This is a genomic window from Bradyrhizobium sp. Mp19, from assembly GCF_029952935.1.
Classification (GTDB): Bacteria; Pseudomonadota; Alphaproteobacteria; order Rhizobiales; family Xanthobacteraceae; genus Bradyrhizobium; species Bradyrhizobium elkanii.
The window spans coordinates 201690-215506 of sequence record NZ_JASAUT010000008.1; the positions used below are offsets into that span (position 1 = coordinate 201690).

Below are 13817 nucleotides of genomic sequence, written 5' to 3' on the forward strand. Positions count from 1 at the left end.
TCATGCTTCGCATGCCCGGAATGACAGTGAAGAAGTTTCAAAGCGAGCGCGCGATCAGGAGCTTCATGATCTCGTTGGTGCCGCCATAGATCTTCTGGATCCGGGAATCGATGAACATGCGCGAGATCGGATATTCCTGCATGTAGCCGTATCCGCCATGCAGCTGCAGGCATTCGTCCGCGGTCTCGACCTGCTTCTGCGAGCACCACCATTTCGCCATCGACGCCGTCACGGTGTCGAGATCGCCGGCCACCAGGCGCTCGACGCACCAGTCGACGAACACGCGGGCGATCATCGCCTCGGTCTTGCGCTCGGCGAGCTTGAAGGCGGTGTTCTGGAATTCAAGCAGCGGCTTGCCGAACGCGGTGCGCTCCTTGGTGTATTCGGCGGTGATCCTGACCGCGCGCTCCATCGCGGCAACCGCGCCGATCGCGAGCGACAGCCGCTCCTGCGGCAATTGCTGCATCAGCTGCACGAAGCCGTTGCCCTCCTCGCCCCCCAGCAGGTTTTCCGGCGGCACCGTGACGTTATCGAAGAACAGCTCCGACGTGTCTGATGCGTGCAGCCCGATCTTGTCGAGGTTGCGTCCGCGCCGGTAGCCCTCGGCGCCTGCGGTTTCGACGACAATCAACGAGATGCCCTTGGCGCCCGGAGCCCCGGTCCGCGCCACCACGATGACGAGATCGGCGGCTTGGCCGTTGGTGATAAATGTCTTCTGGCCGTTGATGACGTAGGAATTGCCCTGCTTCTTCGCCGTGGTCTTGACGGCTTGCAGATCGGAGCCGGTGCCGGGCTCGGTCATCGCGATGGCGCCGACCATCTCGCCCGACGCCATCTTCGGCAGCCAGCGCTTCTTCTGCTCCTCCGAGCCGTAGTTGACGATGTAATGCGCGACGATCGCGCTGTGCACGGAGACGCCGGTGGTCAGTTCCGGCACCGTGCTCTCGAGGTCATCGAGCACGGCGGCGTCATACGCGAAGCTGGCTCCTAAGCCGCCATAGGCCTCGGGCACGCTCGGCAGCAACGCGCCCATTTCGCCGAGCGCGCGCCAGGCCGAGCGGTCGACCAGCTTCTGCTCGCGCCATTTTTCGGCGTGCGGCGCCAGATCCTTGGCTAGGAATCTGCGGAACTGGTCGCGGAAGGTGTCCAGCTCCTCGGTCATCCAGGACGATCGGTAGTGCATTCTGCCCTCGCTACGCATTCTTTCTTTGACGCGTTTTCTTGACGCGAACCGGTACCCACTTCGCTTGAAAACGCTCTCGTCAAATCAGCAGACCGCCGCCGGCGACGATCACCTGACCACTGATGTAGTTCGATTCCGGAGCGCAGAACAGATAGACCGCATCGGCCGCCTCCTCCGGCGTGCCGCCGCGGCCGAGCGGGATCATGCGGCCCATCGCTTCCAGCATCTGCGGCTGGACGCCGACCTTGATGTCGCGGCCGGCGACGTCGATGGTCTTCTGCTGGCTCTCGATCGGCTGGGTCAGGCGGGTGTTGATCAGGCCGAACGCGACGCAATTGACGTTGACCTTGTAGCGGCCCCACTCCTTGCACATCGTGCGCGTCAGCCCGATCAGCGAGGCTTTGGCGGACGAATAGCTCGCCTGCCCGGCATTGCCGTAGAGGCCCGCGATCGAGGAGATGTTAACGACCTTGCGGAACACCTCGCGGCCCGCCTCGGCCTCCCTCTTCGCCATCACCCGGATCGGCTCCGACGCCGCGCGCATGATGCGGAACGGTGCGACCAGATGGACGTCAAGCATCGCCTGGAACTGCTCGTCGGTCATCTTCTGGATCGTCGAGTCCCAGGTGTAGCCGGCATTGTTGACGATGATGTCGAGACCGCCGAACCGATCGATCGCGCTGCCGACGAAGCGGTCGGCAAAGCCGGCTTCGGTCACGCTGCCATTGACCGCGATCGCCTCGCCGCCCATGGCCTTGATCTCGGCAACGACCGCATCGCCCGGCTCGGCATCGAGATCGTTGACCACGACGCGCGCGCCCTCGCCGGCGAGTTTCAGCGCAATCGCCCGCCCGATGCCGCGGCCGGAGCCTGAGACGAGCGCGACTTTGCCTTGCAGTTTCGACATGATCTCTCCTAAAGCGCGATAATGGCTTCCCCGGCGAGCTTGATCTCGCCGTTCTGATCCTTCGTCGTCAGCGCGAGTTTTGCGCGCTTCTCACCGCCCTGCTCGTTCAGCTCGGTCACCGTGCCCTCGCAGGTCAGCTGCGCGCCGAGCTGGGTGATCGCGGCAAAGCGGGTCGAGAAGGAGCGGATGCGCGACGGCGCCACCGCGTCGGTCAGCGCCTGGCCGAGATAGCCCATCACCAGCATGCCGTGCGCGAACACGTCGGGAAAGCCGGCCGCCTTCGCGAAATCGATATCGACATGGATCGGGTTGTGATCGCCCGAGGCGCCGCAATACAGCGCCAGGCGATGCCGGCTGATCGCCGGAAACTCCTTGTGGACGATGATATCGCCGACAGAGGGAGAGCTGGTCATGACGGCCTCGCATTGCGCACCACGACGGTGCGCGAGACATCGGCAACATGGACGCCGTTCTGGTTGGTGACGGGGGTGTCGACCACGATCAGCGTCATCGCTCCGCCCTTCTTGTCGGTCACGCCAGTGACGCGCGGGCGGAACGTCAGCGTGTCGCCGACCACCACGGGCGCGTGATAGTCGAAGCGCTGCTCGCCGTGCAGCACGCGGGCCAGATCGATGTCGAGCGCCGTGAGGAACTCGAACGGGTCGGGTGCATCCATCATCTCGAGGCAGAACAGATAGGTCGGCGGTACCGGTGCCGCCGTGAAGCCGGCCGCCTGCGCGGCCGTCTCGTCGCGATAGACGGCATTCGTCTCGCCGAGCGTATCGAGGAAGAAGCGCAGGCGCCCCGGCTCGACGCGCGCGGTCACGGGCGTGAATGTACGCCCGACAGCGGATTGATCGACCATGGGCGGCCTCAGGCGCGTTCGTAGAGCGTCACGACGCAGGCGCCGCCGAGGCCGAGATTGTGCTGCAAGCCGATCCGCGCGCCCTCCACCTGCGTCGCCGCAGCGGTGCCGCGCAGCTGCCGCGTCAGCTCATAGCACTGCGCAAGTCCGGTGGCGCCGAGCGGATGGCCCTTCGACAGCAGCCCGCCGGACGGGTTGGTGACGATCCTGCCGCCATAGGAGTTGTCGCCGTCGTCGATGAATTTCGCGGCCTCACCCTCGCCGCACAGGCCAAGCCCCTCATAGGTGATCAGCTCGTTGTGCGCGAAGCAGTCGTGCAGCTCGACGACGTCGAGATCATCAGGCCCGATGCCGGCGGCCTCATAGACCTTGCGCGCGGCATCGCGCGCCATGTCGTAGCCGACCACCTGCATCATGTCTGACGCACCGAAGGTCGACGGCGTATCCGTGGTCATCGCCTGCGCGGCGATGCGGACCTGCTTGTTGAGGCCGTGCTGGTCGGCGAATTTCTCCGAGACCAGGATCGCGGCGGCGCCGCCGCAGGTCGGTGGGCACGCCATCAACCGCGTCATCACGCCGGGCCAGATCACCTGGTCGTTCATCACGTCGTCGGCGGTTACCTCTTTCCGGAACAGGGCCAGCGGATTGTTCTTGGCATGCCGGCTCGCCTTGGCGCGCACTTTTGCAAAGGCGGAGAGCGGCGTGCCGTATTTCTTCATGTGGCTGAGGCCGGCGCCGCCGAAATAGCGCAGCGCCAGCGGCACGCCGGGCGCGTCGACCAGCTTGTCGGCCGCGGCATCGAAATCGTCGAACGCGCTGGGACGGTCGGTGAACACGGCGCCGAGCGCGCCGGGCTTCATCTGCTCGAAGCCGAGCGCCATCACGCAGTCGGCCGCGCCCGACTCGATCGCCTGCCGCGCCAGGAACAGCGCGGTCGAGCCGGTCGAACAGTTGTTGTTGACGTTGACGATCGGGATGCCAGTCATCCCGACCGGATAGAGCGCGCGCTGGCCGCAGGTGGAGTCGCCGTAGACATAGCCGACATAGGCCTGCTGCACACGGCCGTAGTCGAGGCCGGCGTCGGCGAGCGCCAGCTTCGCCGCCTCGGCGCCCATCACGTGATACGGCGCATTGGCGCCGGGCTTGACGAAGGGGATCATGCCGACCCCGGCAACATAGGTGCGTGACGTCATCGCGTGTCCTCCCGGAAATTACCCACTGGACTATTTATTACCGATGGGTAATATACGGGCGATCTTCCGGAGTCAATGCGACAGCACCCCACGCGATGGACGCCAGCTCTCCCTCTTCCAGCAACGAGTCGCCCTGGCTGCCGTTCGAAAGCCGGCGCCGCGCCCGCGACGAGAAGCGCGAGGCGGTGCTGCGCACGGCGGTCGCGCTGTTCCTCGAACAGGGCTATCACCGCGCCACGCTGAACGACGTCGCCAAGCGGCTCAACATCACCAAGCCCGCGCTCTACAACTACTTCCGCGGCAAGGACGAGATCCTGTTCGAGTGCTGGTCGATCGGCAATGAGCTGGTCGACGAATGCATTGCCGAAACGTCGGCCGGCGGCGGCTCAGGGCTCGACAAGCTGCGCAAGCTCACCGTCCGCTATGCCGAGCTGATGACCGCGGACTACGGCAAGAGCCTGGTCCGCTTCGACATCCGCGATCTGAGCGAGGACAACCGCAAGATCGTGCAGACGGCGAAGCGGCGGATCGACCGCGCCTTCCGCGACTATATCGCACAGGGCGTTGAAGACGGTTCGGTGAAACCGTGCGACCCGAAGCTCGCGGCTTTCGCCATTGCCGGCTCGCTGAACTGGATCGGCCACTGGTTCCAGCCGGGCGGCGAGCTGAGCGGACGCGCCGTCGCAGAGGAATTCGCGATCCGTCTCACCGAAGGCATCGCCAAAACGACAACGCAAACGACATCAACGCGCAAGACGACGGCGCATGAGAAGGCGGACAAACCGCCTCACAAGGGAAACGCATCAAGGGAGGAGACGAGTGAACATCACACACGGACTGCGGCGCGCGCTGCAGGTCAATCCAAACGGGCTCGCCGTCGTCTGCGGTGAGCGGCGGCGCAACTGGCGCGAAGTCGGCGACCGCGTCGCCCGCCTCGCCGCCGCGATCCGCGGCCTCGGCGCCCAGGACGGCGACCGCGTCGCGATCCTGTCGTTGAACTCGGACCGCTATCTCGAGCTCTACCTCGCCGTCGGCTGGGCCGGCGCCGTGATCGTGCCGCTCAACATCCGCTGGTCTCCGATCGAGAACGAGGACGCGCTGCGCGACTGCCGCGCAACGATCCTGTTCGTCGACAGGGCGTTTGCGCCGGTCGGCACGGCGCTGGCAGGCGCCATCCCCGGCCTGAAGCTGGTCTGTGCCGACGAGGGTGACACGCCCGCCGGCATGGAGAACTACGAGACGCTGATCGCGCGCAGCGCGCCGATGGCGGATGCCATGCGCGGCCGCGACGATCTCGCCGGCATCTTCTACACCGGCGGCACCACCGGCCGCTCCAAGGGCGTGATGCTGAGTCACGGCAATCTGATGGCCAACGCGCTCAACGCGCTCGGCGAAGGCCTGTGGCCGAGCAGCACGATCTACCTGCACGCGGCGCCGATGTTCCACCTCGCCAACGGCGCGGCGATGTATTCGGTGCTGCTGTCCGGCGGCTCCAACGTCGTGATCCAGGGCTTTACGCCCGACGGCGTTGCGAGCGCCGTGCAGAAGGAGCGCATCACCGACGTGCTGCTGGTGCCGACCATGATCCAGATGTTCGTCGATCATCCGACGCTCGGCAATTACGACCTTTCGTCCTTGAAGCGGATCTCCTACGGCGCCTCCGTCATCAGCGACGCCGTGCTGATGCGCGCCATGAAGGCGCTGCCGCATGTCGAATTCACGCAAGCCTACGGCATGACCGAGCTGTCGCCGATCGCGACCCTGCTGCACTGGAAAGAGCATATCGGCGACGGCCGCGCCAAGGGACGACACCGCGGCGCCGGCCGGGCGACGCTCGGCGCCGAGGTCAAGATCGTCGACGCCGAGGACAAGGTGGTGCCGACGGGCACCGTCGGCGAGATCGCCGTGCGCGGCGACATGGTGATGATGGGTTATTGGGAGCGTCCGGAGGAGACCGCGCGTGCCGTGATCGACGGCTGGATGCACACCGGCGACGGCGGCTACATGGACGAGGACGGCTTCGTCTACGTCGTCGATCGCGTCAAGGACATGATCATTTCCGGCGGCGAGAACGTCTATTCGGCCGAGGTCGAGAACGCCCTCGCCCAGCACGCGGCGGTGGCGCAATGCGCCGTGATCGGCATCCCGAGCGAGCGCTGGGGCGAGCAGGTTCACGCCGTCGTGGTGATGAAGAGCGGTGCCAGTGCCACGCCGGAGGAGCTGATGGAGCACTGCAAGGCGCTGATCGCCGGCTACAAATGCCCGCGCAGCGTCGACATTACAGCGACTCCGCTGCCGCTCTCCGGCGCCGGCAAGATTTTGAAGCGCGAACTCAGAAAGCCGTATTGGGAGAACCGCGAACGGCGCGTGAGCTGAGGGGCAGCTCTCAACGTCACCCCGTCATTCCGGGGCGATGCGAAGCATCGAACCCGGAATCTCGAGATTCCGGGTCTGGCGCTAACGCGCCATCCCGGAATGACGACGTCTCATGACGCCATTCGAGCGCGAGCGTTGACATCGGGGCACACCACCGATTGGATCGGTTTTAGATTCAATCCAGCGAGTTCCGATGTCCGCACCCGATACCAATGCCGACGGCAAGCCCCGCCGCCTGATGCACCGCCGCTCCGTCGAATGTCTCGGCTATCTCCGTGACGACGGATTGTGGGAAGTCGAGGCGCGGCTGGTCGACACCAAACCCTATGCCCGACAGGACAAGCATCGCGGGCTGCAGCAGCCCGACGATCCCGTGCACGACATCCGCCTGCGGCTCGCGGTCGGCGACAGTTTTACGATCCGCGAGACCGGCACCACGATGGCCTCGACGCCCTACCCGTCCTGCCTCGACGTCGAGGGCATTTTGCAGCGCCTGGTCGGCGAACGCATCGGCAAGGGCTGGCGCGAACTGGTCCGTCGCAAGATCGGCAAGCTCGAGACCTGCACCCATCTCGCCGAGCTGCTGGGACCGGCGGTGACGACGCTGTTCCAGACCGCGACCTCCGGCAAGGACCCGCAGGGCCGCGGTGCGCTCGATCACCAGCGCGATGTCACCGAGCCGCCATTCTTCGTCGGCGGCTGCTATTCATGGCGGCTGGATGGGCCGGTCGTGGCCGAGACATTCCCGCAGTTCGCGCAGAAACCGGTGGAGGCGGAGCCGGGTTCGTGAGCGCGCTAGCGCTCACGCCAAGCGCGCATCAGCTGATCGGAAAACGGCTTGAAGAGGTAAGACAACACAGTGCGTTGCCCGGTCTGAATAAAGGCTTCGACCGGCATGCCTGCGATCAGCTTCACATTTCCGAGGCGAGCCATCTGCGCCTCCGTCACCGCAATGCGGGTGACATAGAAGCTAGCTCCGCTCTTTTGGTCGTTCGTGACATCAGCGGACACGTGGTTCACTTCTCCGTTGAGCTGGGGCGTTGTCCGTTGGTTGAAGGCGGTGAAGCGCAGCAGCACCGGCTGGCCGACGGACACGCGATCGATCTCGTGTGGGGCGATGCGCACCTCGACGACGAGCAAGTCGTCGGCGGGGACGATCAGCATGATCGGCTCGCCGGCGGTGACGACGCCGCCTATCGTGTGCAGCGCGAGCTGCTGCACGGTGCCGTCCTGCGGTGCGCGGATATCGATGCGCTTGAGCTGATCCTCGGCGGCCACCCGCTTCTCGACCAGTTCCGAGGTCTTCGCGCGAATCTCGGCAAGCTCCTTTCCCACCTCGGTGCGGAGATCCTGATCGATCTGTATGATTTGCAGCGAGGTCTCCGTGATCCGGCCCCTGGCTTCGGCGATGGAGGCGACCAGAGCGCCGCGTTCGCCGTGCAGGCGCACTGCATCGCGCTCAAGTGTGGTCACGCGCGTAATCTGGACCAGGTTCTTGCGCCACAGCTCGCGCACGCCAACGAGTTCCTGGTCGACAAACGTTGTCTCGCCGTCTTTCGCCTCGATCTGCTCTTCCAAGCCGCGGATCTGCTCTCGCAGCTGGCCGATGCGCTCGTTGAGCTGTGCCTTCTTGCCTGCTCGGGCGGTACCGCGCAGCTCGAACAGCTTGTGCTCGCCGAGGAGCACGCGCGCCACGTCCGTGTCCGAGATACGCGCGATGAGGTCGGCCGGAAAGTCGACGTGCTTTTGGTCGTCGCGCTCCGCCTCGAGCCGGGCCTGGCGCGCCGCCAGCTCATCAAGGCTCTTGAGAATGACCAGAAGGTTGGCCCGCGTCACCGTCTCGTCGAGGCGCAGCAGCACGTCTCCGGCCTTCACCCTGGAGCCCTCTCGGACATTGAGTGCACCCACCACGCCGCCGGTCGGGTGCTGCACCTTCTTGCTGTAGCTGTCGACCACCAGCGTGCCTGCGCCGATGACGGCGCCGGCGAGTTCCGTCGTGGCAGCCCAGCCGCCGACGGCGCCGGCGAGAAGGATGAGGCCCGCCAGCCCCGCGCCGAGGTGCCGGCGGATCGAGAGCGGCACGACGTTGACCGGCTCGCGGTTCATGGGCTCGCTCCCTCGCTCACGACCTTGAGCGGTAACGGCGCCGGCCGCGGCTGCATCATCTTGGCCAGCAGCGCGTCCTTCGGCCCGAGCGTCTGCACACGCCCCTGCGACATCACCATCAACTGGTCGACGCCGGCGAGCGCGCTGGTTCGGTGCGCGACGACGATGACAATGCCGCCGCGTGCGCGCACGCCCATGATGGCTTGCGTCAGTGCCTGGTCACCCTCCATGTCCAGGTTGGAGTTGGGCTCATCGAGAACCACCAGGAAAGGATTGCGGTAGAGCGCGCGGGCGAGCGCGATGCGCTGGCGCTGCCCGGCCGAGAGCGCCGCCCCGGCCTCGCCGATCTGCGTGTCGTAGCCATCCGGCAGTTGCAGGATCGTCTCATGCACTCCGGCCGCTGTGGCGGCGGCAATGGTCGCCGGCACGTCGGGTTCGGGATCAAATCGGGCGATGTTCTGGGCCACCGTGCCGGCGAACAGCTCGACGTCTTGCGGCAGATAGCCGAGATGTGGCCCGAGTGCCTCCGAGTTCCATTGTTCGAGCGCGGCGCCGTCGAGCCGCACCTTGCCGCTTGCCGGCGTCCACACACCGACGATGGCGCGCACCAGCGATGACTTACCCGACGCAGTCGGGCCGACAATACCGAGCCCTTGTCCGGGCTGTAGCGTGAAAGAAATCTCGTGCGCCACCACCCGCTGATCGCCCGGCGGCGCCACGGAGACGATCTCGACGGCGAGGCCCTTGCACGGCGGCGGCAGCGGGGTCCTCTCCGACTCGTCCGGCAACTGCACCCAGTATTGCTGCAGACGTTTCCAGCTCTGCCGGGCGGCGACAAGACTTTTCCAGTGCGCGATGGCGAGCTCGACCGGGGCGAGCGCGCGCGACGTGAGGATGGCGCCGGCGATGATGATCCCGCCAGTCGCCTCCTGTCGAATGACCAAATAGCCACCGACGCCGAGCACCGCCGATTGCAAGGCCATGCGCAGCACCTTGGAGGCGGATCCGAAGCCGCCGGCGATGTCGGCGGCGCGCCTTTGGCTGGCCATGTAACCATCGTTCGCCGTCGCCCAGCGTGCGGCGAGCCGCCCGCGCATGCCCATGGCCTGCAATACCTCGGCATTGCGGCGGCTGGCTTCGGCCAGGGCATTGCGCTGCGCCACCCGCCCAGTGATGTCCCTGGTGTGCGCGCGCGTCAGCCGGTCGGTGACAAGCGTCAGGAAAACAAGCAGCAGCGCGCCGATCAGCGCGGTGAACCCCAGCAGCGGGTGGAACAGGTAACAGATCGTGAGATAGAACGGGATCCATGGCAGGTCGAACAGCGCGGTCGGGCCGAGCCCCGAGAGATAACTGCGCACCTGATCTAGGTCGCGCATTGGCTGAAGCCCGTCGCCGCTGATGCGCGCCCGCAGCGGCCAGCGGGCGACGATGTCAAAAGCGCGCTCCGAGAATGCGCGATCGAGCCAGTCGCCGATGCGGATCAGGATACGCCCGCGCACGATGTCAAGGAATGCATGGAAGAGGTAGAGGCCGCAGGCCAGGACGACGAGGCCGACGAGCGTCGGCACGCTGTGGCTCGGCACCACGCGGTCATAGACTTCCAGCATGAAGAACGAGCTGGTGAGATATAGCACGTTCAGCATGGCCGTGATCAGGCCGATGCCGATCAGCACGCCGCGGCAGGCGCGGAGCAGCGAAGGAAGATCGTGTGCGGGCGATGAACCGTCGTGATCGCTGGCAGGAGCAAGGCGCGCGCGCGCCCGCCGACGTCGCGCCAGGCGGAGAAGGATGATCGCCGCCACGATAAGCAGCGCGGCGCGGAGCATGAACTCGCGCGGCCCGTCGAGAGACGGGCCGAGCCAGGCTTGCGCGTTGGCGGCGACTTGAGACCAGCACTCCGAGAGAATGTCCAACACGCGTATCGATTCCTAGAGGCTTTCCTAGAGGCTTTCGGACTCGAGAGGCTTTGGTTCGGCGGCGCGGAGGCGCATCCATGTCGGATGCGTCTCCGCGCGCGACGGAACTAGGCCAACGGCCAATGGGACACGGTCGTCGAGTCCGGGTTGTCCACCAGCACATTGAAGGTGGCCTTGGCCGTATCTCCGTCGTTGTCGGTGTTGACGATCCGGAACTGGATATCCTGATCGTTTATCGGCGCGGCCACCTGGGTGGTGAAGTTGATGATGCGGACACCCGCATTGGTGTCGGCAGGATCGAAGTAGAACCGGATGTATCCGGTCGAGAACGACTCGCCGGAAATGTCGTGCGTGGTTCCGGGGACGTTAGCGCCCGTGTCCTGAAGCGTGACGTGGACATTGCCTTGCTTCAGACCGCCGATGGTCGGGTTCGTGTAATCGATCAAGTCGCCGGCGGCGTTGAACAGCCATACCTCCGCCTTGATGCTGGTGACGTTGCCGATCCCCGCCACGTCGAAGGTCAGGTTCTTGAGGTTCAGGCCACTGCTTTCGCTGAAGAAGAAGCCCTCGTTCATGTTGATCTGCGACGCCTGCCCGTTCTTCACTCCGAATCCGATATTGTCGGGGTTGAGGTCGTCGGCCGGGTTCGCGGAGCCGAGGTTGGCGTGATTCAAATCGCTTGTCGACTGATTGATCCCCAGCGCGCCTGACGGATTCGTGTAGAACGTCCCGTCATTGAAGAACAGTCCGTTGAACAGGATGTTGTGGCCACCGCTGGTGCTGACATTCAGCGTCTCGACCGGGCTCCCCGACTTGATGGCGCTGAAGTTCAGCGTCTCCGGCGGGTTGGCGAGCGTCTGCAGAACCGTGAAGGTGTAACCTGTGTCGGTTACGCTCAGTTGATAGACACCGTTGCCGCCGGAATCCTTGTAGGTCAGGATTGTATGATCGGTGTTGTATGACTGTGTGAGTCCGGTGATTGCAGCGCCGGCATCGATCGTGACCTTCGCTCCGTCGGCGCCATCGGGTGACGTGAACGAGTCCGATCCCGAGGAGCCGGCCGTGAAGCCGACCGCCGGATGCTGGGCGTCCTGGCCGGAGAGGCTCTCCACCCCGTTGATGCTTGGACCATCGTCGAGGAACTGGAACTTGTTTCCGATGTTGGCCGCCGCGGCAGCGCTCGTGTCACTGTCCTTGTCGGTGGCGGTGGCCGAGAGCGTGATCAGGTCCGCGGCCATGGTGGCGCTGGCTTCGGAGCCGTCGCCGACCGCCCCTTGAGTGCTCGTGGTGTCGGCGGTTGCTTCCTTGACGGCCCGAAATTCCGAGAACGTGACGGTTCCTGCCGAATCGACGTGAACACCGAAAACGAGATCACCACCTGAGCTCGTCTTGCCGATAACATCCCCGGTGACGATGTTGTGGCTGGGGTCGTTGGCACTCGCAATGCTGAGCAGGACAGCCTGTCCTGATAGTGAATCAACCAGCCCGGAATCGACATTGGCGGACTTGACGCCGAGCGTATAGCCGCCGACGGCTCCAGCCCCGTCGGCGCCGTAATTAGGTGTGAACAGGCCGCTGAAGCTGCCGGACGTTGTGGTGTTCGCTGCATTGGGGGCGGAGCCGGCCGCGAGATTGCTCTCGTCGAGCTGCAGCGCGGTGGCGGTGCCGTTCGCAAGCAGAGTCGGACCGTCGTCCTCAAACAGCAAGTTGCCGCCGACGCCGGCATGCTCGGTCCCGCTGGTCGTGTTCGAGACGCTGAAGGTGAAATTGCCGGCGTCGAAGCTGACATTGGATCCGCTGCCGCTGGTCGGCTGGGCGTTGCCAACCACGAAGCGGTCCATGTGGCTGGATTCAGCGACCTGGAAGTCGACGGTGTAGTTCTTTTTCAGGCCATCGATGAAGTACGATCCGTCGCCCGCGGCCGTAATGGTGATGCCTGTCGTGACCAGCTGCGTCTTCGCGAGGTCGGAATACACCTTGATCGTATTGCCGAGGATCGGGACCAGCGTCTGGTCGTTGCCGGCCAAGCCGCCGCTGCCGATGCTGGCGGTCGAGACAAGATTGCCGTTCTGGAGATCATTTGTTTCGTTGAAAGCATAGATGTGCACCTTAACGGTGGTGTTCGCGTTCCCGGGGTTCACCTGGGTCAGCGAAAAGCTCGCCTCCGTCACCGAACCGACATGCGTGCTGTAGCTGAGCTTGGTTAGATCGTGCACGTCTGGATTTGTCAGGGGGAAGTCGGGGTAGTTCACGTGGTTGACGACGTCGACGCGCACCGCCTCCCCGGGATTGAGCGCCTGCGAATTGTTGCCGAGGCCCTGTGTGCTGACGGTCACCTTCGAGCCCGGCGCCAGGCCGGTGATGAGCATGTCGGGGTCGCTGGTGTCCGCCCCGGCGGTCGCGGTCTGCTCGATGGCCGACCAGTCGTCCGATCCGGACGGCACGTGGCTGAAATCGCCGAAGTTGACGGTCGTCGTCGTGGTGAAGGAGGCCTTCACATCGACGAGGCCGGAAAGGTCAAGCGTGTCGGCATCGTCGATCCCGCTGGCGTTGGTATGTTTCAGGGCCTCGTACTGGATGGTCCAGACGTTGCCACCGGACACCTTGCCGGAGGTGAGGGTCTCGTCGATCACGATTGCGAAAGCCACGGTACCTGTGGAACTGGCGGTCCACGTTTGGCCACCGTTTGACGTGGTACCCTCACGCCCGAGCAAGATGTTGTTGTTGGAATCGGCGTAGAGGAAGATCTGCGCCCCGTTGTGGGTGGCGAAAATCTGGGTGGCGGTGCCGTCGGCGATCGCATTCCCTGAGGGATCGGAGAACTGCAGGTCGGTGACGGTCGTCGTGTTGAGCTGGATGAAATCGGTGCTGGCGCTACCGATCGTCCGCGCGGCAACTTGCGGAAACACCACGCTGGTGTCGCCCGACTCTTCACCGGAGGAGCCAGCCGTAATGCCCAGACTCGTCTTGAGCGCTGCGCTCATGTTCGCAAGTAGGTACGACCAGGCAACTTCGTTGTCGGGTCCCGCCTGAATGCCCGTGTCATTGTCGGTGCCGCTGGTTTGCAAGCTCGCGGCTTCATCGATGACGAGATTGCCGTTGATGGTCAGTACTGATGCCATGATTTCCTCCCTGGAAAAGGCGGCGCTCGTTCGCCCCTTCTTCGGAAAAGGCGACCGCCGCCCGGGCTCGCAATCGCCCAACGGTTTCGCTGCAAAACAATGCGCAATCCAAGCGTCGGCTCTTCGGCGATCTGTCGCGCTCGCCGGGA

At 64.9% G+C, this 13817-nt stretch carries 11 protein-coding genes; 3 read left to right on the top strand and 8 right to left on the bottom strand.

Annotation, left to right across the window (positions count from 1 at the left end):
* Positions 1-37 precede the first annotated feature (37 nt).
* The 5 genes from QJT82_RS13305 to QJT82_RS13325 all read right to left on the bottom strand — a co-directional run bounded on the left by QJT82_RS13305 (position 38) and on the right by QJT82_RS13325 (position 4148).
* Positions 38-1183: an acyl-CoA dehydrogenase family protein gene (locus tag QJT82_RS13305; RefSeq protein ID WP_028344584.1), complete on the bottom strand. Its 1146-nt coding sequence runs from the start codon at positions 1181-1183 to the stop codon at positions 38-40.
* 79 nt (positions 1184-1262) lie between these two features.
* The gene (locus tag QJT82_RS13310; RefSeq protein WP_028344583.1) at positions 1263-2090 is read right to left on the bottom strand and encodes an SDR family oxidoreductase; all 828 of its coding nucleotides are present in this window, start codon (positions 2088-2090) and stop codon (positions 1263-1265) included.
* Between the two features lie 8 nt (positions 2091-2098).
* Positions 2099-2503: a MaoC family dehydratase gene (locus tag QJT82_RS13315; protein ID WP_028344582.1), complete on the bottom strand. Its 405-nt coding sequence runs from the start codon at positions 2501-2503 to the stop codon at positions 2099-2101.
* On the bottom strand, positions 2500-2955 hold the full coding sequence (locus QJT82_RS13320; RefSeq protein WP_028344581.1) for a MaoC family dehydratase N-terminal domain-containing protein: 456 nt from the start codon (positions 2953-2955) through the stop codon (positions 2500-2502). Before QJT82_RS13320 ends, QJT82_RS13315 begins: the two co-directional genes overlap by 4 nt.
* A gap of 8 nt (positions 2956-2963) precedes the next feature.
* Positions 2964-4148 carry a lipid-transfer protein gene (locus tag QJT82_RS13325; RefSeq protein ID WP_028344580.1) on the bottom strand — a complete coding sequence of 395 codons (1185 nt, stop codon included), beginning with the start codon at positions 4146-4148 and terminating at the stop codon, positions 2964-2966.
* A gap of 95 nt (positions 4149-4243) precedes the next feature.
* Here QJT82_RS13325 and QJT82_RS13330 point away from each other — a divergent pair, with 95 nt between their 5' ends.
* From QJT82_RS13330 to QJT82_RS13340, 3 genes are all read left to right on the top strand, one after another.
* Positions 4244-5038, top strand: coding sequence for a TetR/AcrR family transcriptional regulator (locus QJT82_RS13330; RefSeq protein WP_028344579.1), 795 nt, complete (start codon positions 4244-4246; stop codon positions 5036-5038).
* A complete protein-coding gene (locus tag QJT82_RS13335) occupies positions 4968-6524 on the top strand; it encodes a long-chain fatty acid--CoA ligase (protein ID WP_028344578.1) in 1557 nt (518 codons plus the stop codon). The genes QJT82_RS13330 and QJT82_RS13335 overlap by 71 nt, the downstream gene beginning before the upstream one ends.
* Before the next feature lie 193 nt (positions 6525-6717).
* Complete coding sequence (locus tag QJT82_RS13340; protein ID WP_264641903.1) at positions 6718-7314, top strand: DUF2889 domain-containing protein; 597 nt, start codon at positions 6718-6720, stop codon at positions 7312-7314.
* 5 nt (positions 7315-7319) lie between these two features.
* On the opposite strand, the gene QJT82_RS13345 is transcribed toward QJT82_RS13340, so the two are convergent.
* The 3 genes from QJT82_RS13345 to QJT82_RS13355 all read right to left on the bottom strand — a co-directional run bounded on the left by QJT82_RS13345 (position 7320) and on the right by QJT82_RS13355 (position 13749).
* Entirely contained in the window at positions 7320-8630 is a 1311-nt protein-coding gene (locus QJT82_RS13345; protein WP_028344577.1) for an HlyD family type I secretion periplasmic adaptor subunit, read from the bottom strand.
* Positions 8627-10543, bottom strand: a complete 1917-nt coding sequence (locus QJT82_RS13350) for a type I secretion system permease/ATPase (protein WP_028344576.1) — start codon at positions 10541-10543, stop codon at positions 8627-8629. Before QJT82_RS13350 ends, QJT82_RS13345 begins: the two co-directional genes overlap by 4 nt.
* A 110-nt stretch (positions 10544-10653) precedes the next feature.
* Positions 10654-13749 (bottom strand): DUF5801 repeats-in-toxin domain-containing protein, encoded by a 3096-nt coding sequence (locus tag QJT82_RS13355; protein WP_155258835.1) that lies wholly within the window; start codon positions 13747-13749, stop codon positions 10654-10656.
* Positions 13750-13817 lie beyond the last annotated feature (68 nt).